Genomic DNA, 24,046 nt, shown 5'->3' with positions numbered 1-24,046 from the left:
ATGAATATCGAAACGAGGCTTGCCCAGTCGGGCAGCAGACGCGATCCCTCCACCGGAGCCGTGACGGTTCCGGTGTATAATTCGGCAACGTACAGGCACCCTGCGCTGGGGCAGAGCACCGGATATGACTATTCACGCTCAAAGAACCCCACCAGACAGGCGCTTGAGGATGCTGTTGCCGATGCGGAGAACGGCGCGCGGGGACTTGCGTTTTCATCGGGTCTGGCGGCAATCGACAACGTTCTCAGGCTTCTGAAACCTGATGATAAAATAGTCGTTACGGAAGACCTCTACGGTGGTACCTACAGACTTTTTCAGCAGGTTTACGCTGTTTACGGCATAAAGGCGCAATATGTTGACACATCCGATATCGCATCCGTAAAAGGCGCGCTTAACGATAATGCCGTTAAAATGATATTCGTTGAAAACCCCACAAATCCCATGTTGAAAGTTGCCGACATAAAAGCTATCTCAGCCGCCGCATCCGCAAAGGGTGTGCTTACGGTTGTGGACAACACATTTCTGTCGCCCTGCCTGCAAAACCCGCTGGATCTCGGTGCGGATATAGTTCTGCACAGCGCAACGAAATATCTTGGCGGTCACAACGACGTTGTGGCGGGGGTGCTGGCGGTGAAGGATGCGGAACTGGGCGAAAAGCTGGCATTCTATCAGAATGCCGTCGGTTCAGTGCTGGGGCCAAACGACGCATGGCTCGTTCTGCGGGGGATGAAGACCCTGCACCTTCGCGTTAAACAGCAGGAGAAGAACGCGCTGGAAATAGCGAAATTTCTTGAACATCATCCACTTGTGATAAAGGTAAATTATCCGGGGCTTAAAAATCACTGCGGATATAATATACTGAAAGAACAGGCAAAGGGTTTCGGTGCCATGGTGTCATTCGAGGTTGCTGATGCGGCACTGGTGCCTCTGGTGCTTGAGCGGGTCGGGGTGTTCCTGTTTGCGGAGAGCCTCGGCGGTGTGGAATCGCTGATAACTTTTCCTGCGGTTCAGACCCATGCGGACATTGAACCGGAAGTCCGGGAAAGGCTGGGTGTGACAGACAGGCTGCTCAGAATTTCCGTAGGCGTGGAGAACGCCGAAGACCTTATAAACGATCTCGCGCAGGCGCTTCAGGGAGGAACAGATGGCTAAGAAAAAAGCGGGCAGGAACACAAGACTGGTGCATAACGGATTCGGCATAGATCCGGCAACGGGGGCGCTGAGCGTTCCGTTGGTGCACGCCTCCACCTTTGCACAGATTTCCGCCGACAGCTTCGGACGGTATGACTATTCCCGCTCCGGAAATCCCACCAGAGAGGCGCTTGAAACTATTATAGCGGAGCTTGAAAGCGGAAACCACGGATACGCGTTCGCATCCGGCATGGCGGCAATTTCAGCCGTGCTGATGATATTTTCCCCCGGCGACCACATAGTCGTATGCGAAGACGTGTACGGCGGCACATGGCGCGTTCTTACAGGGCTTCTGTCCCGTTTCGGAATAGAGGCGACCTTTGCCGACGCAACGTCTGTTGACACTTTCGAAGCGGCTATCAAACCGAATACCAAGGCGCTCTATCTGGAAACGCCTTCTAACCCGCTTCTTAAAATAACCGACCTGAAGGCAATGGCGCAGCTTGCGAAAAAACACGGGCTTATCACCATTGTGGACAACACGTTCATGAGTCCCTATCTGCAAAGACCCATCGAGCTTGGATGCGATATTGTCGTCCACAGCGGCACAAAATTTATTAACGGACACAGTGATGTCCTCTGCGGGTTCGCCGTTACGGCGGATAAAGACCTTGCAAAACGTATTAAATATATACAGAACGCAGTCGGTTCGGTGCTTCCTCCCAACGACTGCTGGCTTGTGATACGGGGACTTAAAACACTTGGCGTGCGGATGGAGGCTGGACAGCGTTCCGCGGGTATAATAGCCAAGGCGCTTTCGGAACATCCTAAGATCAAAAAGGTTTACTACCCCGGTCTTGAGAGCCACCCGGGATATGAAATTAACAGAAAACAGGCGGACGGCGCAGGCGCTGTGCTCTCTTTTGAGTTGGAAACGCCGGAACTTGCCCGTAAACTGCTGGAAAATGCCAAATATGCGGCTTTCGCCGTGAGTCTCGGCGGTGTGGAGAGCATCATCTCCTATCCGGCGAAGATGTCACACGCGGCTATGCCCGCAGAGGAACGTGCCGCAAGGGGAATAAGTGACAGCCTTGTGCGTCTGTCCCTTGGCGTTGAGGACGTTGAGGACGTGCTCGAAGATATACTGAATATAATCGAACTGTACTGTAAAAAGAAATGATTGAAAAAATATACGAAAAAGCTCTCGCAGGGGAGCTGATATGCCTTACGGATACCTGCGCGCTCATAGATGCCGAGCTTTCAGAGCTTACGGATTACGCGGTAAGACTGCGGGACAGATTCACAGGCACATCAGTTAAGACCTGCGCCATTGTGAACGCCAGAAGCGGACATTGCAGCGAAGACTGCATTTTCTGCGCACAGTCAGCACATTACGGCACTCAGGCTCCGGTATTCCCTTTCATAGACCTTTCCGAGATTGAGCGCGCGGCAAAACGCGTCAAAGAACTCGGTGTGGAGAGGTTCAGCATAGTTTCCAGCGGTCTTTCACCCACTCCGGAAGAGTTTGAGAAGATAAAGCAGGCTGTTTCAGTGGTCTCCGCCCTGGGTTTGCAGGCGGATGTTTCCGTCGGCTGCCTCTCGTATGAGCGTCTTGTTGAGCTGAAACAGGCTGGGCTTGCTTCATATCACCACAATCTTGAAACTTCACGCAGTTTCTTTCCGAATATCTGCACAACGCACAGCTACGACGAAGACGTTAACGCCGTTAAAGAGGCTCTGCGCGCCGGAATAGAGGTTTGCTGCGGCGGTATATTCGGCATAGGGGAGAGCTGGGAGGACAGGTATGAACTTGCTGTGCTTCTGCGGGAACTGGGCGTTCAGTCCGTGCCGATTAACTTTCTAAACCCCGTGGCGGGAACACCCAAAGAGGGTACGGATGTTCTTCCCGAAGAGGAGGCGATGCGCATAATCTCACTTTACAGATTTATTCTGCCCGACCGTGTACTGCGTATCTGCGGAGGTCGCAACGCTGTGTTTAAAACGGAGGGTGCGCGGAAAACTTTTCTGGCGGGAGCCAGCGGAGTCATGGTCGGCGACTATCTTACTGTTCGTGGAACTGATATTTCCGAAGATATGGAGTTCATTAAAGGTAAACACGGTTGACAAATCCGCTCAGTGGAAATAGAATCCATTTATAAACATGTTTTCCACGGGGTACTGATTTGGTCAGGTTTCTGATTCTTTTTTCGGTTCTTCTGCCGTTTTTCGCACATTCTGACGGATTGTCGGCAGCTCAGAAGGACTATATACAAAAAAACGGGGTGGTAAAAGTTTGCGTTGACCCCGACTGGTATCCTTTCGAAATGCTCAACGAAAAGGGCGATCATGTGGGTATCGCTGCGGATCTTCTGCGTCTTGCCGCGAAAAAAGCGGGCGTCACGCTTGAAATAGTCCGCACTGCAAACTGGGACGAAAGTCTTGCGTTTGCCCAGAGCGGCAGATGCGAAGTGCTCAGTTTTCTCAACAGCACGCCGGAACGCGACACATGGCTTAATTTCACACGACCGATCTTCACCGATGTCAACGTCTTCGTAACCCGCGAGGAACACAGATATATCCCCGATCCTGCCGAACTTTCCGGTGAAACCATCGTTTTTCCTGCCGGAACCGCCATGGAGGAACTTATCCGCAGAGACTATCCTGAGCTGCGTATCATTACCTGCGAAAGTGAACGGGAAGCCTTTCAGATGGTTTCCGACAGAAAAGCGGACATGACCATGCGGTCGCTCATTATGGCGGCATATACCATTAAAGATGAAGGACTTTTTAACTTGAAAATATCGGGACAGCTCCCCGATTATACGAACGAGCTCCGAATCGGCGTGATAAAGAGCGAACCCGCACTGGCTGAGATACTGGATTTCGGCGTGGGCGGCATAACCAATGCCGAGCGGCAGGAGATAGTCAACAGACACATTTATATTAAGGCGGAAACGGGCACGGACTATGAGCTTGTGGGGATGATAGCGGCAGTATTTGCCGTTTTCGCTCTTCTGGCAGGGTTCTGGATAGTAAGCATCCGCAGGCTTAACCGCAAACTGGTGCGTATTTCACAGATAGACAGTCTCACCGGGATATGCAACCGAACGCGTCTTGACGCTGTTTTTGCACAGGAGCTTGACAGAGCGCGCAGATACGGCAGAGAGCTTTCCATCATGCTGCTTGATATAGACTATTTCAAAAGGATAAACGACGAGTTCGGGCACCTTACGGGTGACAGAGTTCTGAAAGATTTCGTTAAGGCTGCGTCCGGCAGCATACGCACGACGGACTACATAGGCAGATGGGGCGGCGAGGAGTTTCTGGTGATATGCCCTGAAACCGGTTCCGAATCAGCTCAGGTGATAGCGGAGCGCATCAGGATAGCAGTTAAAAACACAATGTTCGCAACAGGGAAAGAGCATACGGTCAGTATCGGGGTGACCACTTTCAGTGGCGAAGACACAGCCGATTCGATGCTTATGCGCGCGGACACAGCTATGTATTGTGCAAAGGAAGGCGGACGGGACAGGGTTTGTGTTAAGTGACCTTATGTCTCTTTCTGTTTAAAGAAAAGGCACGCTTTCGCGTGCCTTGTTTTTTTATCAGTTACTGCATTTCTTGCAGACGCCCTGAAGCATGACTGCGATGCGCTCATATTTGTGACCGCTCTGTCTTTCCGCTTCCTGAAGCATGGGCGCAGTGTCAATGTCCATGATGTCGGAAATCTCCCCGCATTTTGAACAGCAAAGATGCACATGGTCGCCGATGTTTATTTCATAAACGGGCTTTCTGCCGTGAACGGGCACTTCTCTGAGAATGTTCTCCTCAACGAGAATGTGGATGTTCTTGTAAATTGTGGCAAGACTCACAGAGGAATAGACCTCTTTAACCCTGTCGTGCAGGTCTTCGATGCCGGCGTGACCCATTTTTCTGATCTCCTCAAGGATGAATATCCTTTGTGGAGTGACCTTCAGCTCTTTGTCTCTTAAAATTCTGTCGTACATTGCTACTCTCCGCAAATAATTAATTAATCTCGAAAAACAAGCAAAAAACTTGTATATTTGGATGGTAGCTATAATATTCGAACATGAGAAAAAATATCAATACTTTTTTTTGCGGAGTTGACTATGTTTATCAGAATAACATTATTTCTACTGATGTTCTGTTTTCCGGTTTTTGCTGCCTCGCTTAAAACCGTAACAGTGTCCACTACGCAGATATACGATATAACGAAGAACGTAGCCGGAGACGACGTGCGGGTGTTTTCCATCCTTGCGCCCGGACAGGATCCGCACACCTATACCCCTGTGCCGGCGGACATGGACAGGGTGAAATCCAGCGACCTGCTGATAGAGAACGGTTTTCACCTTGAGGGTAAGAACTGGATGAAGTCTCTTGCGGCGGATGCCAGAAAGCCAATAATCACAGCCACCGACGGCGTAAAACCCCTTACCCTTGAAACGGGCGGCGAGAAGATAAACGATCCCCATTCGTGGTTTACCCCTGCAAATGCCGCTGTATACGTCAATAACATAACCCGCGCGCTCATAAAGCTGTCCCCTGAACATAAAGACAATTTCATAATGCGGGCAAAACTTTATCTGGCAGAACTGCGTGCGCTTGATTCGTGGATACGCAAAGAGGTGTCGGTGATACCTCCATCAAAACGCATACTGGTGACAAACCACGACGCATTCGGGTATTTTGCACATGAGTACGGCTTTGTGAACACCGCTCCGGTTGGCTGGTCCACAGGTGGCGAAGTTGGCGGCGGCGTCACACCACAGAGACGGGAGGCGGCTGTAAATTCCATCAGACAGCACAATGTAAAGACCATATTTGTGGAAACAACCATAAACCCCAAACTGATACGCGAGATCGCGAAGGATGCAGGCGTTAGAGTGGGCGGTACTCTCTATTCCGACTCCATGGGGGATGAAGGTACGCCGGGGGAAACATACATAGGCATGATGCGCGAGAATGTGATAAAAATAGTGAGGGGGCTCAGATGAAGTTCATACTCACCATAGCGGTCTGGATAGTTACGGCGGGGATAGTCTTTTTTTTCTTCGCATACAGAGGCACGGAGCGTACGGAACATGTTCAGACCTTCGCAGGGGAAAAGCGGGAGGTAACAATAGATATAACCACAACTTTCACCACTGCGAAAGACCCCTTCGCTCTGGATATCGGCGAAAAGCAGAGGGGATTCACCGTCCTTCTGGACGGTAAAAAGATATATGAAACCGACAGCGGCGTTACAAAAGGTGTTCCGCTGGAGCTGAAAGCCGCTGGTGCGGCGGACGGCACACACGAGATAACCGTTAACGCAAGCCCAGTTTCCGACGGCGGAACCAATGCCGTTCGTATACGCGTTCTGGCTGACGGCAACGTTTTGAGCGAGGATACGCAGTGGTTTGACGACGGGCAGGAAATTGTCGCCGCACTGCGGTTTGAAACAGGAAAGAACAATGGTCAGCAGTGATTACGCAATACAGGTCAGGAACCTGACGGTGAGCTACGGTCCCAAGCCTGCGCTTCTGGATGTGAGCTTCATGATTCAGAAGGGCGAACTGGTGGGCATCATAGGTCCCAACGGTGCGGGAAAATCCACACTTATGAAGGCGATGCTGGGGTTTGTGAAACGGGATATCGGGGACGTTCTTGTCTTCGGCAAGCCTGTTGAGCAGTGCCGCGGAGCCATAGCCTACGTTCCCCAGCGGGGTACCGTGGACTGGGATTTCCCTGTTACGGTGGCGGACGTCGCCATGATGGGGCGATACGGACATCTTAAATGGTGGTACAATCCTTCAAAGAAGGATACCGAAATAGTTGACAGATGTCTTGAGATGGTGCGCATGAGCGATTTTAAAAAGCGTCAGATAGGACAGCTTTCCGGCGGTCAGCAGCAGCGCGTTTTCATGGCGCGGGCGCTGGCGCAGGGTGCACAGATACTTCTTCTGGACGAACCTTTTGCCGGCGTTGATGCCGCCACTGAGAGCGCCATACTGGACGTTCTCGCCGAGGCGAAGAAGGCGGGCATAACCCTTGTTGTGGTGCACCACGACCTTGCCACCGCCTCCGAATATTTTGATAAGCTGCTTCTGGTGAAGCAGAGGCTCTATGCCGCCGGACCGCCAAGTCTGGTGTTCCGTCAGGAGCTTCTTTCCGAAGTTTACGAAGGCAGGCTGAAGGTCTTCACAGACCTTCTGAAAGGGTGACGGCATGGATACACTATATACGCTGTTCATAGACCCGCTCACAAAAATATATTTCCTGAAAGCGCTTGCGGGCGGCAGTATCGTTGCCGTTGTTTGCGCCGTTACGGGTTGCCTCGTTATCCTGCAAAGAATGGCGTTTCTCGGCGATGCCCTTTCCCACGCCATGATAGCGGGTGTGGGTGCCGGATATCTGTTCATGAAGCTGGTGTTCGGTGTTGAGGCGGCGGCGGGTGCAATGCTCGTTGGTTCGCTCATTTCGGCTTTCATCACAGTCTTTATGATAGGCTTCGTGGCGAAGGTTTCGCGCATTAAAGAGGATGCTTCGATAGGTATAATGTACACGGGCGTGTTCGCGGCGGGCGTTGTGCTCGTTTCCGTGTTCGGAAAGTACATACACATAGATCTCATGCACTTCATAATGGGCGACATTCTGGGCATATCCGATTTCGACATGGTGGTTTCCGCCATAGTTGCTGCGGCTGTGCTGTCTGTTATAATTCTGTTTTTCCGCTACTTTAAAATAACCAGCTTCGACCCTGTTATGGCAGCGTCCATAGGGATTCCGGTTCTGCTGTTCAAATACGTTTTCACAGGCTGCGTGTCTCTCATCGTTGTTTCCGCAGTAAGCATGGTGGGTGTGATACTCGTCGTGGGGCTTCTCATAACTCCTGCGGCGACTGCTTACCTGCTCACAGACAGGCTTGAAAAGATGATGGCGCTGGCGGCTCTGTTCGGCTTCACAAGCATACTGGGCGGGCTATATCTGTCGGTCTGGCTGAACTCCGCAGGGGGCGGAGCGGTGATGCTGTTCGCCACTTTGCAGTTCCTTGCCGTGCTGATATTCGCGCCCAGATACGGACTGCTCGCCGACTGGCAGCGCAGACGGAACATGGTTCCCCAGACTGTTATAGAGGATATTATCGCCAGCATGTACAAATCTGCTAAACCCGTTTCGGAAGGGGACGTTGCGAAATACGTTCAGACAAAGCCAAAAATGCTGCGAAACGCTATGAAGTCTCTAACGGAAGAAGGGCTTATATCTGGTTCGGATATATATGAACTGACGGATAGGGGCAGAACTGAAGCCATGCGGCTTAAAAAGGCGCATAGGGTATGGGAGACATATCTGCACTATATGGGAGTGCCCGACAGTGAGCTGCATAAAAAAGCTCACATTCTTGAACATTATAATGATCTTGAATCTATCGACTATATCCACGGGAAGATGGGATATCCCGAAACCGACCCGCACGGCGCGAAGATTCCGCCTGTGTATTCCGACGGTTCGTTCTGTCTCACAGCCGTTTACGGTTTTTCGGATAAGGATGTCGAAATAGTTTCTGTGGAAACGGACAAAGGACTGGAAGCGGGTGATGTTGTGCGTATAACCCACACTGACGGCGGATGGTCGGCGGAAAAGGACGGGAAACGCATACCGCTGACCGAGGCGGAGGTCGAAAGTATGACTGTACGGTTTTTGTCATAATATTTTGATTTTTTGTCCGAAATCTGTTACCGTGTTTGCTTCACAAGGGGGCATATTTTGAAGTTTATTCTGTTTTCTTTGCTTACGGCGTTTTTACTCACCGGATGCGGTTATGACTTTTACATGAACAAACCCTCCGTAAAACAGATAGTCAGCGTCACCCGCGGAGACCAGACACTTTCCCTGGATTCAGAGGCAGCCGTTGACGATGACTTTTACGCGGCAAAGCTGAAATCCGACTTTTTCAGAGGCTATGCCGAGATAAAGTATGAGAACGGACAGTATCATGTTAAATACCGCAACCTGCCCATTGACGAAGATAAGATGAAGCAGCTTGAGAATGATATATTCGCTATCTATTTCGCAGGGGACTATCCCTATAAGTCCAAAAACAAAATGTTCGGAAAGACCGTTATGTCCGGCAGAACGAAAACCGTTTACGATACCGATGGTTACGAACTTTATAAAGTAACATATTCCAACAATCAGATATATCTTTACAATAATCTGCTGGAGTATTCGCTTGTGATAGACGTAGGCGGCGATTCGTGGGGTCAAAACTGATTGACAGACGGCATCGCCTGAATTATGTATGAATACGGTTAAGACCGTTTAGAGGTGGTTTTATGAAAAAACTGTTATTATTGGCGGTTCTCGCTTCGTTTCTCATCCTTCCCGGCTGTTCCAAAAAGAAGGAAGAGGAAACGAAAGCTCCTGAGGCTGCTCCTGCTGCAACTGCGGCTCCCGCAGGAAAAGAGATCAGGGCAGCATTCGTTTATGTCGGTCCTGTCGGCGACGGCGGATGGACATTTGCCCACGACCTTGGCAGACAGATGATGGCGAAACTTCCCTATGTCAAAGATGTGACTTTCATCGAATCTGTTCCGGAAGGCGCTGAATCCACAAGGATCATCACAAGCCTTGCTCAGAAAGGTTATAACCTGATTTTCACAACCAGCTTCGGATATATGGATCCCACAATCGAAGTGGCTTCAAAATTTCCCGACGTTGTGTTTATGCACTGTTCCGGCTATAAAACGGCAGAAAACGTCGGTACTTACTTCGGACGTATTTATCAGCCCCGCTACCTTTCCGGTATGGTGGCAGGTAAAATGACAAAAACCAACGTTATCGGCTACGTTGCGGCTTTCCCCATTCCCGAAGTTATCAGAGGTATCAACGCTTTCACACTCGGCGTGCGCAGCGTTAACCCCAAGGCGGTTGTAAAAGTTGTATGGACGCAGACATGGTTTGACCCCGGCAAGGAACGCGATGCTGCGGAATCTCTGCTTGATGTTAAAGCGGATGTTATCACAATGCACCAGGACACTCCGGCACCACTTCAGGCTGCTGAAAAAAGAGGTGCTTTTGCAATTGGTTACAACTCCGACATGTCTTCACAGATACCCGGCGCATGGCTGACCGCCCCCGTTTGGAACTGGGGCACACTCTATGAAGAGATAGCCAAAGAGGTTCACGAAGGTACATGGAAATCCGGCAAGATCTGGTACGGACTTGAACATAACCTCGTTGATCTTGCACCTATGAGCAAACTTGTTCCAGCAGACGTTCAGGAACTTGTCAACGCCAAAAAGGCTGAACTTGCTTCCGGCAAGGACGAGATATTCACCGGTCCCATAAAGGACAATACCGGCAAAGTAGTCGTTGAAGCCGGCAAAAGTCTCACCGACGACGAAAAACTCAGCATGAACTTCCTCGTTGAGGGTGTTCAGGGCACTATCCCTAAATAAACAGCAGATATTTATAAATTTACAGTCCCCCCGCTTAAACAAACGGGGGGACTTGTTTTTTAAGGACAGAAATTGGAAGCATTACTAAAGGTAGAATCCGTTGTTAAAACGTTTCCCGGCGTAAAGGCGCTGGACGGTGTGAATCTTAACATTTATCAGGGGGAGATACACACTCTGCTTGGCGAAAACGGAGCTGGAAAATCCACCCTTATGAACGTACTTAACGGGCTTTACAGCCCCGACAGCGGAACACTGCGCATAAACGGTCAGCCGTATGTATTCAGGTCGCCGAAAGACTCCATAAAAGCGGGTATCGGCATGGTGCATCAGCACTTTATGCTGGTTTACAACAATACTGTATTTGAGAATATACTACTTGCCGTTTCCGATCTTCCCTTCTGGCTGGACAAAAAGAAACTTCGCATACGTATAAAAGAGATACTGGACAGGTTCGGTCTGCACATTGAACTGGACGAACCAATCCGCAAGCTGTCCATCGGTCAGCAGCAGTGGGTTGAGCTTGTCAAACTGCTCATCCGCGACTGCAAAGTGCTTATCCTCGATGAACCCACGGCAGTTCTTACTCCGCAGGAATCCGACAGACTGTTCGGATTTCTGAAACAGTTCAAAGAGGAGGGGCGCTCCGTTATCTTCATCAGCCATAAGATGCGCGAGGTCATGGAGCTTTCCGACAGGGTGACGGTGCTTAAAAAAGGTACCACCGTTAAGGAGCTTGTTCGGGGTGAGTTCGATGAGACCGTCCTTGCGGGGCTTATGATCGGCACCGACGAGATACCTGTATGGGAGAAGGAAAGGAAGGAGTTTAAGGAGACGGTGCTCTCCATTGAACATCTTTTCGCTGAAAAAGAGAAGAACATGAGCGACCTGATAGATTTCAGCCTCGAACTTAGAAAGGGTGAGATACTGGGCATCGCAGGTGTCGCCGGCAACGGTCAGAAGACTCTTGCCGAGGTTCTTACAGGGCTTAAACCGCCGCTTTCGGGAAAGATATATGCAGACGGAAAGGATATCACCAACGCCGACAGCCGCAAAGCGTACATTGCAGGTATTGCCCATGTTCCCGAAGACAGAAAGAGCATGGGTATAGCACCTGAAATGTCCGTTGATGAGAACCTGATACTCAAAAGCTACAAGGAAAAACCGTTCAGGAAGTTCATCTTCCAGAATTTTAAAGCTATAAAAGAGAACGCCGAGAAGCAGATTGCAGATTTTGCCATCAAGGCTGGACCGAAAGGAACGCCCATCAGACTGCTTTCCGGCGGAAACATACAGAAAGTTATCATCGCGCGGGAACTCTCTATGCGTCCAAGCGTACTGGTTGCTCTTTATCCCACCAGAGGGCTTGACATGGGTTCCGCGGAATACGTCCATAAGGTCATCATGGACGCTCGAAAGGACGATATGAGTACAATTGTAATATCGGAAGACCTTGACGAACTGCTGAAGCTGTCCGACAGAATAGCTGTGATGTTCCGAGGTCGTATCACAGGTATAGTTGATCCTGAACATACCAGTCGCGAGGAGATCGGGCTTCTTATGAGCGGGGAGGCTGCGCAATGATAAGATTTGAAAAGCGCAAGGACGCATCGAAACTCTTTACAGCCGTTGCTCCGTTCATGTCCGTGATTTTTGCTCTGGTGACCGCGGCAGTGATAATGCTGTTCGCAGGTATAAACCCCATAGCTGCATACGCCGGAATGATAAAGGAGTCGCTTGGTTCCTTCTACGGCGTTTCCGAAACACTTGTAAAATCAACTCCGCTGATTCTGACAGGTCTGGGAGTATCTATAGCCTTCCGCATGAAGATATGGAACATCGGCGCGGACGGTCAGCTTTATATGGGTGCCATGGGCGCGTCATATGTAGCTTTGTACAGCGGATTGACAGGTTTCACAGGCATAGCGGCAATGTTTGCCGCCGCCGCTGTTACAGGCGGACTCTGGGCCGGAGTTTCGGGCTTTCTTAAAGCCAAGGCGAACGTAAACGAGATAATCGTGACCCTGCTTATGAACTACATCGCTATAGCGTGGGTGTCTTATCTTGTTTATGGACCTTGGAAAGATCCAAACGGGTTCAATTTTCCGCTTACACCGCGTTTTTCACCGGATCTTGTGCTTTCAACGTTCTTTAACACCAGACTTCACACGGGGTTCATAATTGCCCTTGCACTGGTTGCCTTTGTGTATATCTTCATGGAGAAGACAGTCTGGGGTTATGAGATTAAGGTCATCGGAAACAACCCTAAAGCCGCTAAATACGCAGGTATCAGCATAGACAGAAAAATCATCGGCGTGATGTTTTTAAGCGGTGCGCTGGCAGGCATTGCCGGTTTCGGCGAGGTTGCGGGCGTTCAGGGCAGGCTTCAGGAGGGCATCTCCCACGGCTACGGATACACGGCTATAATCGTTGCGTGGCTTGCGGGACGAAGCGCCATCGGCGTTCTTGTGGTTTCCGTGATAATGGCGGTGATTCTTGTGGGCGGCGACAGCCTCCAGATACTCATGCAGCTTCCGGTTGCTTTTGTTAACCTGTTTCAGGGGCTTATACTGTTTTTCATACTTGCTTCAGACTTTTTTATACATAACAGACCCGTCATTATAAGGAGCGGCAAATGATAGAGATACTGCTCTTTGCAACAATAAAGGCGGGTACGCCTCTGCTTTTTGCCACTCTGGGCGCTATCCTTATGGAGCGTTCGGGGGTGATTAACCTCGGTGTTGAGGGGCTTATGCTGGTAGGCGCTCTGACAGGCTTTGCTGCTGCGCATACCACAGACAGCCTTTTTATGGGGGTCATAACGGCGTTTTTCGCGGCTATGGCGGCGGGCGCCATACACGGTTTCATATGCGTGTATCTGCGCGGGAACCAGATAGTGAGCGGTCTTTCGCTCACCATGTTCGGAATAGGCATAACGTCGCTGTTCGGGCGTTCCTTTGTGGGGCTTACAATATCCGGGTTTTCTAAGGTTGAAATACCCGTGCTGTCAAAGATACCTTACATCGGTCAGGCGCTCTTTAATCAGGATGTTCTCGTTTATTTCTCGATACTTCTGGTTGTAGCGATTCATATATTTTTTTACAGAACAAAAACAGGTCTGTATCTGCGCTCTGTGGGCGAAAACCCCGGCGCGGCAGATACGTCGGGAATCAACGTCGGGCTGTACAGAATGTCTGCCGTTCTCGTGGGTTCGGGACTTGCAGGGCTCGGCGGCGCCTATCTTTCGCTGGCATACACACCTTTCTGGGTGGAGAACATGACAGCGGGCAGAGGATGGATAGCCGTTGCTCTGGTTATCTTTGCCCAGTGGAACAGCACCCGCGCAATGGCGGGGGCTTATCTTTTCGGCGGTATAAACGCCGTTCAGCTCAGGATGCAGGCGATGGGAACAAGTCTTTCCCCGCACCTGCTTATGATGCTTCCCTATTTATTTACAATTGCGGTACTTGTCATAGCCACGCTGAGGCTTGAAAAAGGCTCCACACCGGAACCAGAAGCACTGGGCACTCCATATGACAGAGAGGACAGAAAGTGACGAGAGAATCCAGAAGGCTTCTTATCAAAGCCTTGAGAAACAAAGGAAAAGTTACAGACAACATTATTAAGGTCGATACGTTTTTAAACCACTGCGTAGATATCAATCTGGTGAAACACATAGGTCAGGATATCGCGCGCTATTATGCCGGAACCAGCATTGACAAGATCATCACTGTCGAGGCGAGCGGGATAATCCCGGCAATGGCAGCAGCAATGTACATAGGCTGCGATATGATTTATGCCAAGAAAAAGATTCCTCTGACCATGGAAAGACATTACTCCGCAAAGAGTTATTCCTTCACAAAACAGGAGGAGACGACACTGCACGTTTCCGAAGAGGTTTTGCAGAAGGGCGACAGACTGCTTTTTGTCGATGATTTCTATGCAGGCGGGAATACTCTGAAAGCCATAGAATCCATAGCGGAACAGGCGGGCGCAACTATAACAGGGCGCGCCGTCATAATAGACAAGGCGGGCAGGGAAGATATTTTCAGCATAGTTACGCTGGACGAGATAAAGCGGGTTTTTGCCGCACAGGAGATTGAGGACGACGATGTTTGCTTACGTTGCGGCTTTGGCTGCGGGCCTGATGATGGGGATGCTGCTGGCTGCTGGCTTCGCGGCAAAAATTAAAAATACTCTGTTCAATTTTTCGCTTCTTGCTCTGTTGTTTTTCATGGGCGTAAGCCTTGGAAAAGACAGGGATATCCTGTCTAAGATTGCCGACTTCGGCATAATTTCAGGCATAATGAGCGTTTCCGTAGTGATTTTCAGCATTATCGGTGTGCTTATCATTACAAAGCTGTTCAAAAAGGCGGAAAGATGATAGTTATTATGATGATAGCCATCCTTGCGGGGGCTTCTGCGGCATATCTGGGCTATCTGCCTGAATATATATTAAATCTCAGCGGTTCGCTCACCGACTGGTCGCTTATCCTGCTGCTGTTCCTCATCGGTTTTGATATCGGGAACAACAAGCAGTCCATGAAAACCCTCATGTCCGCGGACAGATTTACGGTGCTTGTGCCTGTGGGGACTATTCTGGGAACGCTTTTCGGCGGTTACGTCGTTTCTTTCATAACCGTACTTGCGCCGAAAGATGCGCTCGCCATCGCTTCCGGCTTCGGCTGGTATTCGTTTTCGGCTGTTATGATTGCACAGGTGAAGGGCAGCGACCTCGGAGCTATCGCTTTTCTTTCGAACGTTTTCAGAGAGACAATAACCCTTTTGTGCGTACCGTTCGTTGTGAAATATTTCGGACCCTATGCCGCTGTTGCGCCGGGCGGGGCAACCACGATGGACGTTACTCTGCCTGTAATAGAGAAATATGCAGGCAAACGCGCCGCTATCGTAGGCTTTGTGCACGGGGTCATACTTTCTGCTCTGGCTCCGGTTTTTGTACCGCTGTTCCTGTGATTTTCACATTGTCATAATTGATATCAGATAAGACATAAAGTACCTGAAACTCATCCTTTCAAACAGCAGGCACAGCCAGACTATCATGCCTGAGCAAACCCCTATAATAATTAAATATTTCATCCTTATACTCCAGTTGCTCCGTAGTATAGATAAGCCGGACAGTTTGAACCAATCACATGCTATAGGTTATAAACAGCCTGATAATAAAACCTATAGTTCATATTTTATTCAAAGTCAACACCTAAAGAAGGTATTATCCATAGAAAAAACACCGATAATTATATTATGGTGAAATATGTCTGACATGCTTGATAAACTTGGACTGAAAATAAGGGAACTCAGAAAGAAGCGCGGTCTGTCACAGGAAAGGCTTGCCGTGAAAGCGAATATCAGCTCCAAGTATGTCGGCGAGATAGAACGCGGAGAGGTGAATATCTCTGTTTCAGTGCTTCTGGAGATAGCGGAAGCGCTGGGGGTTTCCTGTGATGAACTTATGGAAACAGACCATATCGCTGACAAGGCTGTACTTGTGGGTAAAATACATGATTTCATCAAAAAAGCCGATGAAGAGAGCGTCAAAAAGGTCTATCTTTTCATCAAAGATTTCTGTTGAGCATACAGATTGCGGCGCAGCCGGACAGACCGGCGTTGTTTCGCAAGCCCGAAAGCTCGATTGTGACCCGCTCCCTGTATGAAGGGTAGACGTGTTTTGAAAATACCTTGATTGCATTGGGGAGAAACGCTTCCGCCATCTCCGAAAGCCCGCCGCCTATTTTTATCTTTTCCGGAACAAGGATATTAGCCAGCGTAGCCATACCGATTCCCAGACAGCCGCCCAGAACGTTGAAACTAAGTGCCGCGACTCTGTCTCCTGACTTATAAAGAGAATATACTTTGTTTGCTCCTTCAGGTCTTATGCCGCCGGAAGAAAGGTTCTCATATGTGCGCAGAAGCCCGCCCACGTTTGCGTAGGTCTCAAGGCATCCGCGCTTTCCGCATCCGCATCTCGGTCCTTCGGGATTGATGTTTATGTGTCCCGCCTCGAAAAGTGAGATGTCAGATGTCAGAAGCTGTCCGTTGACGATAGCTCCGCCGCCGACACCCGTTCCGAGAGTAAGGAATATCATATTCTTTATGTTGTTGCGTTCAAAGAAAAAATACTCTCCAAGCGCCGCCATGTTCCCATCGTTTTCAAGGAAAACCGGAACGTCCAGTGCATTTTCAAGGTCGTGTTTGATGTTATGACCGTTAAGTGCCGTGAGATTCGGGCAGAAGATGACCTGACCGTCCTTTGGCATACAGGTTCCGGGTACTGCCGCGGCACAGGCACATATGCCGTTGAAGCTCTTAGCCGCCTGCACCAGAACGTCAAGTATCTCATCGTATTCGGAGGGCGTTTTTACGGATATTTTTTCAAGCATCTCGCCATCATGTCCGAAAAGCCCCGTTTTAATGTTTGTTCCGCCTATATCAAAACAGATATACATAATCAGCCCAGCACGAAACGGTTGAATGTGAATTCCCTGCCGTCAGCAGAGTTTATAATATTCAGTTCTTTCAGTCTCTTGATATCGTTTCTGGCTGTGTTTTCCGTATAGCCTTTGTAAAGCCCGCTGAACATCGGATTGGTGAGCAGATCCGCGAAGGTGAACGGTTTCTCGTATACGAAAAGGATGTCGAGCAGTTCTTTCTGCCGATCGGTTATTTTTTTCTGCGCGCGAAGAGCGCGGATGTGGTCTTTAAGTCCGATTGCGCGCAGCCCGCTGACAGCCATGTCCGTGAGCAGTCTGTATGCCCGCGCTGCGCCGTCCAGACAGAAGACAAGGAACGGAGTCATATCGAATCCGCCCGTCTTTTCGTTCTGTATGAACGCTTTTATATAGTCTTTTCTGTTGCGTCTGTAATACTGGGAAAGGGCATGGTGCAGGTACCTGTGCCCGCTCTGTTTAAGAAGCATTGCCTCCACAGCCCGCGCCGTTCTGCCGTTTCCGCTGGTGAACGGCTGGAGCATCCCGATATGGTAATGGGCGAGGAAAGCCCGTATCGCAGGATGCTGCTTTTTCATGTCTTCGGATGCAAACCACACGCAGAAATCTTCCGTAAGCTGATTAAGGGATGCCGCCGGCGGGGTGTAGTCCCTGTTCCCCTCCTGACGTTTTCTGTCGCGGAATACGCCGGGCAGGGCATTTTCGGTGTCCAGAGTGAACATCATATGGAGCTTGCGCAGTTCTTCCGTATTCATTTCGAATGTTTTGTGGTTGCGGTCAACGTATTCGAATGCACGTTTTATGTTGTTTACGAATCTTATCTGTTTTTCGTCCAGTCTGTTCGGTTCGTTTTTTATAAAAGCGCGGACATCGTATTCTTCAAGTTCCGGTCTGCCTATAAGCGCCGTTGAGAAAACTGATGCTGTGACAAGCTCTCCAGTGAGAAATTCTCTGACGTCTGACACAATCGGCAGTTTTGTGAAATGGGATGCACGCACGTCCAGTTCCCGCACAAGAACCGCTACGGTTGCGCTGTCGTATTTATCGCTGAAATGAACGTTCTCATAGTTGTCCGTTATTACCTTTCTTATCATGAAAACCCTTTAATGAGACTGCTTCTTCGTATTACTTACATCAGAGACGTCTTTGATGACTGAGTGAAGTAATCTGAATCTAACTGATTATATCAGATAGATTTTTCAATGCAAGCCCGCATAGGTTTTCATCTTTAAACATATAGAAAAGGCTTATGACGTATAATTCCACGAAAACGGAGAGGTATATGGCAAGACCTACGGCGGAGAAGTGGAGACAGATGAAGCAGGACTATGAGGAGGGCGTTTACGACCTTTCCGAGATAGCCCTGCATTATGAAACTGAGGTTGAAGACGTGCGGAAACATGCGGCGGAGAAGCACTGGAAGCGACCGGAGACCGACAGAACGGTGCGCAGACTGAAAGCCCATCGCGTACAGATGTTGCAGGCTATCTGCACAAGCACCATGGAGGGATTGAAAAAGGCGGACGACCTTCTGGCGGGGTGTGACAGTCTGCGGGATGTGGAACTGCACTCCAAAACGGTTAAGAACTACCGCGATATCTGCCTTGGCAAGGCGACGGACGAAATGTTTGACAGTTCGAAACGTCCGGCGCTTTCGGAGCTTCAGGCGGAGCTTGAAAACCTGTCGGAAGAGGATATCCGTGCAGTCCTTGAAAACGCATGACAAGCTGACGGCGCTGAAGATGGCGGGGGACAGCCTCGCCTCCTTCGCCGTGCTCACATGCAGGGGCTATCGCCCGAACTGGCACCACAGAGTGCTGGCGGAGAAGCTGACGGAGCTTATGAACGGCGGCATAGACAGGCTTATGGTGCTGATGCCGCCACGCCACGGTAAATCGGAACTCGCCTCGGTGCGGTTTCCTGCATGGTTTCTCGGACATAACCCGCAGAAAAGAGTGATAGCCACTTCATACAGCGCCCGCCTTGCGGAGACCTTCGGGCGGCGTGTGCGCGACATCGCCGACAGCGGGGTTTTCCGGCTGGTTTTCAACGGATTTGCGCTGAAAGAGGGTGCGAAATCCGCAAACAGATGGGAAACGGCGGCGGGCGGGGCATACGTCTCCGCTGGTGTGGGCGGCTCCATAACGGGGATGGGGGGCGACCTGCTAATCATAGACGACCCCTTTAAAAATCAGGAGGAGGCGGATTCCGAAGTCTACCGCGACAGGGTTTGGGAGTGGTATCAGTCCACTCTGTACACCCGTATTGAAAAAGGCGGCAAGATACTGGTGATACTCACCCGATGGCACGAGGACGACCTCGCCGGAAGGCTTTTGGAACAGAGCGGAGAGGACTGGACGGTGGTCTGCTTCCCCGCCGTAGCGGAAGAGAACGAGCAGTTCAGAAACATAGGCGATCCGCTCTGGGCAGACAAATACGGTACAGACGCTCTTAAACGGATGGAGCGCGCCGTCGGCTCCCGTGTCTGGAACGCGCTCTATCAGCAGCGTCCGGCTCCTGCGTCCGGCGCTATATTCCGGCGGGAATGGTGGCGGTTTTATGATGAGCCGCCGACAGGTCTCAGGCTGTTCCAGTCGTGGGATATGACGTTTAAAGACAGTGCGGGAGCGGACTTTGTGGTGGGGCAGGTGTGGGGCGTTAAAGGCGCGGACTATTACCTTATAGACCAGATACGCGACCGCATGGACTTTTCCCAGGCATTAAGGGCTTTGAGAGCTCTTTCGGAACAATATCCCCAGGCGGCGGCGAAATATATTGAGGACAAGGCGAACGGTCCGGCGGTGATATCCGCTTTGAAAGGTTCTGTGGGCGGACTGATAGCCGTCAACCCGCGGGGCGGTAAGGTGGCGCGGGCAAACGCTGTCTGCCCGCTTATTGAGGCGGGGAACGTATATCTGAAACGGAACGCCCCGTTCTCTCAGCAGTTGATAGAGGAGGCGGCGTATTTTCCCTCAGGAAAGCACGACGATATGGTGGATGCCATGACGCAGGCGCTCTCATCAGGCAGGGAGAAAACAACGCCTAAGACTGCTTTTTCCGGTCTGAACAGAGGCGTTGGAAGGATAATAGACAGGTATTAAGGAGATAAAAATGAAAAGACTTACAAACGTACTTACGGCAGGAACAGGTAGCTGGTTCGGAAACATAATGCCCAATCCAGACGTTCTTTTCGGCAAGGGCGGAGTGCGCATGAGCGTTTTCGACGAGATGCTTCAGGATGCGCATATCTATGCAAAACTGGAACAGCTCAAAGATACCGTGCTTTCAATGCAATGGGACGTTAAGCCCGCAGACAGCAAATCGGCGGAGCAGGCGGCGTTTATCAAAGGGTGTCTGAACAGGTTGGGTGTGCAGGGGCTTTTGCAGGATGTTCTGTCCGCCGTGGAATACGGCTTTTCCGTAACAGAGATAGTCTGGGAGTTGAAAGATGGAAACTGGGTGCCCGTGCGCTCGCTGGGAAGACGGGCTGACAGGTTCGCCTTTTCCCCCGACGGAGAGCTTTCTCTTATGGATGGAAGCGTGGCTGCGCCCCTTGAGGAGCAGTATAAATTCATTGTCCACCGCAACAGCCCTAAAGATGAAAATCCCTATGGAACGCCCGTTCTGTCCAAATGTTACTGGCCATGGATGTTTAAGAAGGCGGGCTTCCGCTATTGGCTTACAGTAGCGGAGAAATACGGGGTGCCCACGGTGCTGGCGCTGTTTGAATCTTCGGACGACGACGAGTCGAGGGAAAGGGCAAGGGAGCTTGCGGAGAATCTGTACAATATCCAGAACGACGCGGCTGTGGCACTGGCAAACGTGGACAGCGTGCAGGTGCTTGAAACAAAAGGGAGTTCGGCGGATTTCTCTTCGCTGGTTCAGGTGTGCAACACTGAAATTTCCAAAGCGATAACAGGCGAGGTGCTCACCAGCGACACAGGTTCCACGGGTTCATATTCCCTTGCGGCGCAGCATCAGGCAACTCTTGAACGCAAAGGCAGAAAAATTGCGCGAGCGGCGGCGGAGACAATCACGGCAACACTGGTAAACTGGATGTGGGAGCTGAATTTCGGAGGCGCTTGCGGGGCGGAGTTTGTGCTTGCGGCACAGGCGGAGGCTTCGTGGGATGTTGTTAAGGATGCCAAAGAAATGGGGATGAATGTGGATTTAGAGGAAGTTGCAAGAAGGTTCGGCATACCTTTGACTTTATAATACCGACGGCGGAAAACTCCGCCGTTTTCCATGTAAATCCGTTATGAACAGTTGCTGTAATAGACTTTGAGCCTCTGTGCATATCGAATTTGTCAATAAGACGGGCTTATGACAGGCTATTTGATAATTTTATAACACAGTTTATGTTTTTATGAAATATTGCGTCCCGCTCTGCAATAGTCTGTTTACGCTGTGGTTTATCATTTTATTGCTGTATATTGTATACAATCCGGTTGACATGGAAACACTATTATGATAACTGTTGTAATTGAGATTTTAACAGTGTTTGTATCTTAAATACTTTTTTCAGGAGTGTAAGATGCCGAGGAAAGACCTTGAAAATTACCCTAAGAAAACAGGGTACCGCAAACACCCCGGAATGGTGGCGTGGCTTCTTCACCGTGGCACAGGAGTGATAATCGGACTTTATCTGATACTTCACATTCTGGGTGTATCCGGTACAGTGGCGCCCTTTCTGGAAGTGACAAAGCTTTCTGTTGTGAAAGCGCTCTTTCTTGCCAGCTTCTCTTTTCACGCTTTTAATGGCGTCCGTATCGTCCTTATGGAGTTCGGAGCCGCAGCCGAAAGAGAATCTTTCAAGAAATACTTTATGGCCGTTGTGTTTCTCACACTTATAATCACAGTTATCGGAATAATTCCGATATTCGCAGCGTAAGGGGGAAAAGCAATGAGACATTACAAGTATAACGGAACCAGCGACGCTGGAACTATCGGATGGATAATGCAGAGAGTTTCAGGAGTAATCCTGATCCTCGTTGTGTTTACACACTTTTTCTCAATGCTGAAAGGCGGAGAGGCTGGCATGATGCAGATCGTAACAGGTCCCATCGCTGCATTCGGCGTATTCCATACTTTTAACGGCTTTAAAATGATCACAGACGACTATGTTGCTTCTGCAGGATGGCGCGGCGTTATCTACGGCATCTACTGGCTGCTGGGAATCGCTCTTGTGATTCTTGCCGTTAAAATATAAGAGGAGTTGTAAGGATGTCAGTAAAAATAGAATATCATAAGTTTGACGTTGTGGTTGTCGGTGCGGGCGGCGCAGGTCTGAACGCAGCTCAGGTTGCTTCTCAGTACTGCAAAACAGCCGTTATCTCTGAAGTTTACCCCACAAGAAGCCACACCATCTCGGCACAGGGCGGTATCTCCGCTGCTCTGGGTAACCTTGAAGAGGACCACTGGCACTGGCACATGTATGACACGGTTAAAGGTTCAGACTACCTTTGCGATCAGGATGCCGCTGAGTACATGACAAAACAGGCTCCCGAAATGATCATCGCTCTTGAGCATATCGGTCTGCCCTTTTCAAGAACTCCCGAAGGTAAAATAGCTCAGCGTCCTTTCGGCGGTCACACTGCCGAGTTCGGTAAAAGAGCTGTTAAAAGAGCCTGCTACGCCGCAGACCGTACAGGTCACGCGATGCTGCAGACGCTTTATGAAAAATCAGTTGCACAGGGAACACACTTCTACAGCGAGTTTTACGCGCTTGAACTGCTTGTAAACGACGGCGCAGTAAACGGCGTTCTCTGCTTCGACATACAGAACGGCGAACTCCATATCTTCAACGCGAAAGCAGTTGTTTTCGCGACAGGCGGTAACTGCCGTATCTTCCAGACGAACTCAAACGCACACATCAACACCGGTGACGGTCTGGCACTTGCTATGCGCAAGGGCTTCTCATGGAGTGACGCCGAGTTCTTCCAGTTCCACCCGACAGGTATCTACGGCGCAGGAAACCTTATTACTGAGGGCGTGCGCGGTGAGGGCGGTATCCTTCTTAACGCTCAGGGAGAGCGCTTCATGGAAAGATATGCTCCCACCATTAAAGACCTTGCACCCAGAGACATCGTTTCACGTTCAATGACTAAAGAAGTCCTTGAAGGAAGAGGCGTCGGTCAGTTCAAAGACCACACTCTGCTGAAAATCGACCATATCGGTGCGGCAAACATTATGGAAAAACTCCCCGGTATCCACGAGCTTGCTCTCGTGTTTGCTGGTGTTGACTGTACGAAAGAGCCCATCCCCGTTAACCCCACTGCCCACTACCAGAACGGCGGTATCCCCACAGGATATCTGTCTCAGGTTATCAAAGGCAACATGGAGAAAGAGGAATTCGTTCCCGGATTCTTCGCTGCGGGTGAGTGCGCTTCGGCTTCCGTTCACGGTGCAAACCGTCTCGGAACAAACTCTCTGCTCGACCTCGTTGTCTTCGGACGCACGGCTGGCGAACAGGCGGCAAAATATGCAATGGCAAACAGCATCGTTTCCCTTAAAGACGATGCAGGCTCCGAAGGTCTCGCTAATCTTCAGAAATATGCCAATGCAAACGGTAAATACACTTTCGGCGAAATCTGGGGCGAACTGACCAGAACAATGCAGACAAAAATGGGCGTTTTCAGAACTGAAAAACTCATGAAAGAGTGCTACTCTACTCTGCTTGAACTGGAAGCCAAAATGGACGACTATCGTGTTAACGATAAATCTTCCGTTTACAACCTTGACCTTATCGAGGCACTTGAACTTAACAACATGATCCTCGTTGCCAAGGCTTGTACTCAGGCTGCTATCCTCAGAAAAGAGTCAAGAGGCGGTCACTTCCGTGACGACTATCCGGACAGAGACGATGTCAACTTCCTGAAACACACAGAAGTGTATCTTGAAGAAGACTGCAAAACTCCGAGAGTGGACTACAGAAAAGTACGTCTTCAGCCTCTCACTGTTGAAACTTTCCCGCCTAAGGCAAGAGTTTACTAA

At 50.1% G+C, this 24,046-nt stretch carries 26 protein-coding genes; 23 read left to right on the top strand and 3 right to left on the bottom strand.

The window, feature by feature from the left end:
* From Q7P67_RS07060 to Q7P67_RS07045, 4 genes are read left to right on the top strand one after another with little or no spacing between them, the layout of a single operon-like run.
* Entirely contained in the window at window positions 1-1,152 is a 1,152-nt protein-coding gene (locus Q7P67_RS07060) for a PLP-dependent aspartate aminotransferase family protein (protein WP_303851256.1), read from the top strand.
* Window positions 1,145-2,311 (top strand): PLP-dependent aspartate aminotransferase family protein, encoded by a 1,167-nt coding sequence (locus Q7P67_RS07055; RefSeq protein WP_303851255.1) that lies wholly within the window; start codon window positions 1,145-1,147, stop codon window positions 2,309-2,311. The genes Q7P67_RS07060 and Q7P67_RS07055 overlap by 8 nt, the downstream gene beginning before the upstream one ends.
* The gene (gene bioB, locus Q7P67_RS07050) at window positions 2,308-3,255 is read left to right on the top strand and encodes a biotin synthase BioB (RefSeq protein ID WP_303851253.1); all 948 of its coding nucleotides are present in this window, start codon (window positions 2,308-2,310) and stop codon (window positions 3,253-3,255) included. The genes Q7P67_RS07055 and bioB overlap by 4 nt, the downstream gene beginning before the upstream one ends.
* Window positions 3,256-3,314: 59 nt before the next feature.
* Window positions 3,315-4,679 carry a diguanylate cyclase gene (locus tag Q7P67_RS07045; protein ID WP_303851252.1) on the top strand — a complete coding sequence of 455 codons (1,365 nt, stop codon included), beginning with the start codon at window positions 3,315-3,317 and terminating at the stop codon, window positions 4,677-4,679.
* Between the two features lie 57 nt (window positions 4,680-4,736).
* Here the strand turns inward: Q7P67_RS07045 and Q7P67_RS07040 are convergent, their stop codons facing one another.
* A complete protein-coding gene (locus Q7P67_RS07040; protein WP_303851251.1) occupies window positions 4,737-5,138 on the bottom strand; it encodes a Fur family transcriptional regulator in 402 nt (133 codons plus the stop codon).
* Between the two features lie 123 nt (window positions 5,139-5,261).
* Here Q7P67_RS07040 and Q7P67_RS07035 point away from each other — a divergent pair, with 123 nt between their 5' ends.
* The 13 genes from Q7P67_RS07035 (at window position 5,262) to Q7P67_RS06975 (ending at window position 16,179) form a co-directional block, all read left to right on the top strand.
* Window positions 5,262-6,146, top strand: a complete 885-nt coding sequence (locus Q7P67_RS07035; protein ID WP_303851250.1) for a metal ABC transporter solute-binding protein, Zn/Mn family — start codon at window positions 5,262-5,264, stop codon at window positions 6,144-6,146.
* Complete coding sequence (locus tag Q7P67_RS07030) at window positions 6,143-6,619, top strand: hypothetical protein (protein WP_303851249.1); 477 nt, start codon at window positions 6,143-6,145, stop codon at window positions 6,617-6,619. The genes Q7P67_RS07035 and Q7P67_RS07030 overlap by 4 nt, the downstream gene beginning before the upstream one ends.
* Window positions 6,606-7,355, top strand: coding sequence for a metal ABC transporter ATP-binding protein (locus tag Q7P67_RS07025; protein ID WP_369696011.1), 750 nt, complete (start codon window positions 6,606-6,608; stop codon window positions 7,353-7,355). Before Q7P67_RS07030 ends, Q7P67_RS07025 begins: the two co-directional genes overlap by 14 nt.
* Before the next feature lie 4 nt (window positions 7,356-7,359).
* The gene (locus Q7P67_RS07020) at window positions 7,360-8,841 is read left to right on the top strand and encodes an iron chelate uptake ABC transporter family permease subunit (RefSeq protein ID WP_303851247.1); all 1,482 of its coding nucleotides are present in this window, start codon (window positions 7,360-7,362) and stop codon (window positions 8,839-8,841) included.
* 57 nt (window positions 8,842-8,898) lie between these two features.
* Window positions 8,899-9,405 carry a hypothetical protein gene (locus Q7P67_RS07015; RefSeq protein WP_303851246.1) on the top strand — a complete coding sequence of 169 codons (507 nt, stop codon included), beginning with the start codon at window positions 8,899-8,901 and terminating at the stop codon, window positions 9,403-9,405.
* 62 nt (window positions 9,406-9,467) lie between these two features.
* Window positions 9,468-10,592, top strand: a complete 1,125-nt coding sequence (locus tag Q7P67_RS07010) for a BMP family ABC transporter substrate-binding protein (protein WP_303851245.1) — start codon at window positions 9,468-9,470, stop codon at window positions 10,590-10,592.
* A 72-nt stretch (window positions 10,593-10,664) separates the two neighbouring features.
* Complete coding sequence (locus Q7P67_RS07005; protein WP_303851244.1) at window positions 10,665-12,173, top strand: ABC transporter ATP-binding protein; 1,509 nt, start codon at window positions 10,665-10,667, stop codon at window positions 12,171-12,173.
* Window positions 12,170-13,228: an ABC transporter permease gene (locus Q7P67_RS07000; RefSeq protein WP_303851243.1), complete on the top strand. Its 1,059-nt coding sequence runs from the start codon at window positions 12,170-12,172 to the stop codon at window positions 13,226-13,228. The genes Q7P67_RS07005 and Q7P67_RS07000 overlap by 4 nt, the downstream gene beginning before the upstream one ends.
* Window positions 13,225-14,145 carry an ABC transporter permease gene (locus tag Q7P67_RS06995; protein WP_303851242.1) on the top strand — a complete coding sequence of 307 codons (921 nt, stop codon included), beginning with the start codon at window positions 13,225-13,227 and terminating at the stop codon, window positions 14,143-14,145. The genes Q7P67_RS07000 and Q7P67_RS06995 overlap by 4 nt, the downstream gene beginning before the upstream one ends.
* On the top strand, window positions 14,142-14,780 hold the full coding sequence (locus Q7P67_RS06990) for a phosphoribosyltransferase family protein (RefSeq protein ID WP_303851241.1): 639 nt from the start codon (window positions 14,142-14,144) through the stop codon (window positions 14,778-14,780). The genes Q7P67_RS06995 and Q7P67_RS06990 overlap by 4 nt, the downstream gene beginning before the upstream one ends.
* Entirely contained in the window at window positions 14,737-14,973 is a 237-nt protein-coding gene (locus Q7P67_RS06985) for a LysO family transporter (protein WP_303851240.1), read from the top strand. The genes Q7P67_RS06990 and Q7P67_RS06985 overlap by 44 nt, the downstream gene beginning before the upstream one ends.
* The gene (locus tag Q7P67_RS06980) at window positions 14,970-15,563 is read left to right on the top strand and encodes a lysine exporter LysO family protein (RefSeq protein ID WP_303851239.1); all 594 of its coding nucleotides are present in this window, start codon (window positions 14,970-14,972) and stop codon (window positions 15,561-15,563) included. The genes Q7P67_RS06985 and Q7P67_RS06980 overlap by 4 nt, the downstream gene beginning before the upstream one ends.
* Window positions 15,564-15,861: 298 nt before the next feature.
* Complete coding sequence (locus Q7P67_RS06975; RefSeq protein WP_303851237.1) at window positions 15,862-16,179, top strand: helix-turn-helix domain-containing protein; 318 nt, start codon at window positions 15,862-15,864, stop codon at window positions 16,177-16,179.
* Here the strand turns inward: Q7P67_RS06975 and Q7P67_RS06970 are convergent.
* Both Q7P67_RS06970 and Q7P67_RS06965 read right to left on the bottom strand, forming a co-directional pair.
* Window positions 16,163-17,053 (bottom strand): ROK family protein, encoded by an 891-nt coding sequence (locus Q7P67_RS06970; RefSeq protein ID WP_303851236.1) that lies wholly within the window; start codon window positions 17,051-17,053, stop codon window positions 16,163-16,165. The genes Q7P67_RS06975 and Q7P67_RS06970 overlap by 17 nt on opposite strands.
* Before the next feature lie 2 nt (window positions 17,054-17,055).
* On the bottom strand, window positions 17,056-18,147 hold the full coding sequence (locus Q7P67_RS06965; RefSeq protein WP_303851235.1) for a Fic family protein: 1,092 nt from the start codon (window positions 18,145-18,147) through the stop codon (window positions 17,056-17,058).
* 188 nt (window positions 18,148-18,335) lie between these two features.
* On the opposite strand from Q7P67_RS06965, the gene Q7P67_RS06960 reads away from it, so the two are divergent.
* From Q7P67_RS06960 to sdhA, 6 genes are all read left to right on the top strand, one after another.
* Window positions 18,336-18,776, top strand: coding sequence for a hypothetical protein (locus Q7P67_RS06960; RefSeq protein WP_303851234.1), 441 nt, complete (start codon window positions 18,336-18,338; stop codon window positions 18,774-18,776).
* On the top strand, window positions 18,754-20,154 hold the full coding sequence (terL, locus tag Q7P67_RS06955) for a phage terminase large subunit (RefSeq protein ID WP_303851233.1): 1,401 nt from the start codon (window positions 18,754-18,756) through the stop codon (window positions 20,152-20,154). Before Q7P67_RS06960 ends, terL begins: the two co-directional genes overlap by 23 nt.
* A gap of 10 nt (window positions 20,155-20,164) precedes the next feature.
* Window positions 20,165-21,268 (top strand): DUF935 family protein, encoded by a 1,104-nt coding sequence (locus Q7P67_RS06950; RefSeq protein ID WP_303851232.1) that lies wholly within the window; start codon window positions 20,165-20,167, stop codon window positions 21,266-21,268.
* 319 nt (window positions 21,269-21,587) lie between these two features.
* The gene (locus tag Q7P67_RS06945) at window positions 21,588-21,944 is read left to right on the top strand and encodes a succinate dehydrogenase (protein ID WP_303851231.1); all 357 of its coding nucleotides are present in this window, start codon (window positions 21,588-21,590) and stop codon (window positions 21,942-21,944) included.
* Window positions 21,945-21,956: 12 nt separating this feature from the next.
* The gene (locus Q7P67_RS06940) at window positions 21,957-22,262 is read left to right on the top strand and encodes a succinate dehydrogenase, hydrophobic membrane anchor protein (RefSeq protein ID WP_303851230.1); all 306 of its coding nucleotides are present in this window, start codon (window positions 21,957-21,959) and stop codon (window positions 22,260-22,262) included.
* Between the two features lie 14 nt (window positions 22,263-22,276).
* Window positions 22,277-24,046 carry a succinate dehydrogenase flavoprotein subunit gene (gene sdhA / locus Q7P67_RS06935; RefSeq protein ID WP_303851229.1) on the top strand — a complete coding sequence of 590 codons (1,770 nt, stop codon included), beginning with the start codon at window positions 22,277-22,279 and terminating at the stop codon, window positions 24,044-24,046.

Origin of the sequence: Seleniivibrio woodruffii (genome assembly GCF_029267515.1) — a bacterium.
Lineage (GTDB): Bacteria > Chrysiogenota > Deferribacteres > Deferribacterales > Geovibrionaceae > Seleniivibrio > Seleniivibrio woodruffii_A.
Note: the sequence above shows the minus strand (reverse complement) of the source record. Positions and strands in the feature narration are given on the sequence as shown.

Bases quoted from the DNA above. Each gene is read 5' to 3' on its own strand.
- Q7P67_RS07010 (WP_303851245.1), top strand. From the start codon at position 9,468: ATGAAAAAACTGTTATTATTGGCGGTTCTCGCTTCGTTTCTCATCCTT.
- Q7P67_RS07040 (WP_303851251.1), bottom strand. From the start codon at position 5,138: ATGTACGACAGAATTTTAAGAGACAAAGAGCTGAAGGTCACTCCACAA.
- Q7P67_RS07000 (WP_303851243.1), top strand. From the start codon at position 12,170: ATGATAAGATTTGAAAAGCGCAAGGACGCATCGAAACTCTTTACAGCC.
- sdhA (WP_303851229.1), top strand. From the start codon at position 22,277: ATGTCAGTAAAAATAGAATATCATAAGTTTGACGTTGTGGTTGTCGGT.
- Q7P67_RS06950 (WP_303851232.1), top strand. From the start codon at position 20,165: ATGAAAAGACTTACAAACGTACTTACGGCAGGAACAGGTAGCTGGTTC.
- Q7P67_RS06960 (WP_303851234.1), top strand. From the start codon at position 18,336: ATGGCAAGACCTACGGCGGAGAAGTGGAGACAGATGAAGCAGGACTAT.
- Q7P67_RS06980 (WP_303851239.1), top strand. From the start codon at position 14,970: ATGATAGTTATTATGATGATAGCCATCCTTGCGGGGGCTTCTGCGGCA.
- Q7P67_RS06995 (WP_303851242.1), top strand. From the start codon at position 13,225: ATGATAGAGATACTGCTCTTTGCAACAATAAAGGCGGGTACGCCTCTG.
- Q7P67_RS07030 (WP_303851249.1), top strand. From the start codon at position 6,143: ATGAAGTTCATACTCACCATAGCGGTCTGGATAGTTACGGCGGGGATA.
- Q7P67_RS07060 (WP_303851256.1), top strand. From the start codon at position 1: ATGAATATCGAAACGAGGCTTGCCCAGTCGGGCAGCAGACGCGATCCC.
- Q7P67_RS07020 (WP_303851247.1), top strand. From the start codon at position 7,360: ATGGATACACTATATACGCTGTTCATAGACCCGCTCACAAAAATATAT.
- Q7P67_RS06940 (WP_303851230.1), top strand. From the start codon at position 21,957: ATGAGACATTACAAGTATAACGGAACCAGCGACGCTGGAACTATCGGA.
- bioB (WP_303851253.1), top strand. From the start codon at position 2,308: ATGATTGAAAAAATATACGAAAAAGCTCTCGCAGGGGAGCTGATATGC.
- Q7P67_RS06985 (WP_303851240.1), top strand. From the start codon at position 14,737: ATGATGGGGATGCTGCTGGCTGCTGGCTTCGCGGCAAAAATTAAAAAT.
- Q7P67_RS07025 (WP_369696011.1), top strand. From the start codon at position 6,606: ATGGTCAGCAGTGATTACGCAATACAGGTCAGGAACCTGACGGTGAGC.
- Q7P67_RS06975 (WP_303851237.1), top strand. From the start codon at position 15,862: ATGTCTGACATGCTTGATAAACTTGGACTGAAAATAAGGGAACTCAGA.
- Q7P67_RS07035 (WP_303851250.1), top strand. From the start codon at position 5,262: ATGTTTATCAGAATAACATTATTTCTACTGATGTTCTGTTTTCCGGTT.
- Q7P67_RS06965 (WP_303851235.1), bottom strand. From the start codon at position 18,147: ATGATAAGAAAGGTAATAACGGACAACTATGAGAACGTTCATTTCAGC.
- Q7P67_RS06945 (WP_303851231.1), top strand. From the start codon at position 21,588: ATGCCGAGGAAAGACCTTGAAAATTACCCTAAGAAAACAGGGTACCGC.
- Q7P67_RS07055 (WP_303851255.1), top strand. From the start codon at position 1,145: ATGGCTAAGAAAAAAGCGGGCAGGAACACAAGACTGGTGCATAACGGA.
- Q7P67_RS06970 (WP_303851236.1), bottom strand. From the start codon at position 17,053: ATGTATATCTGTTTTGATATAGGCGGAACAAACATTAAAACGGGGCTT.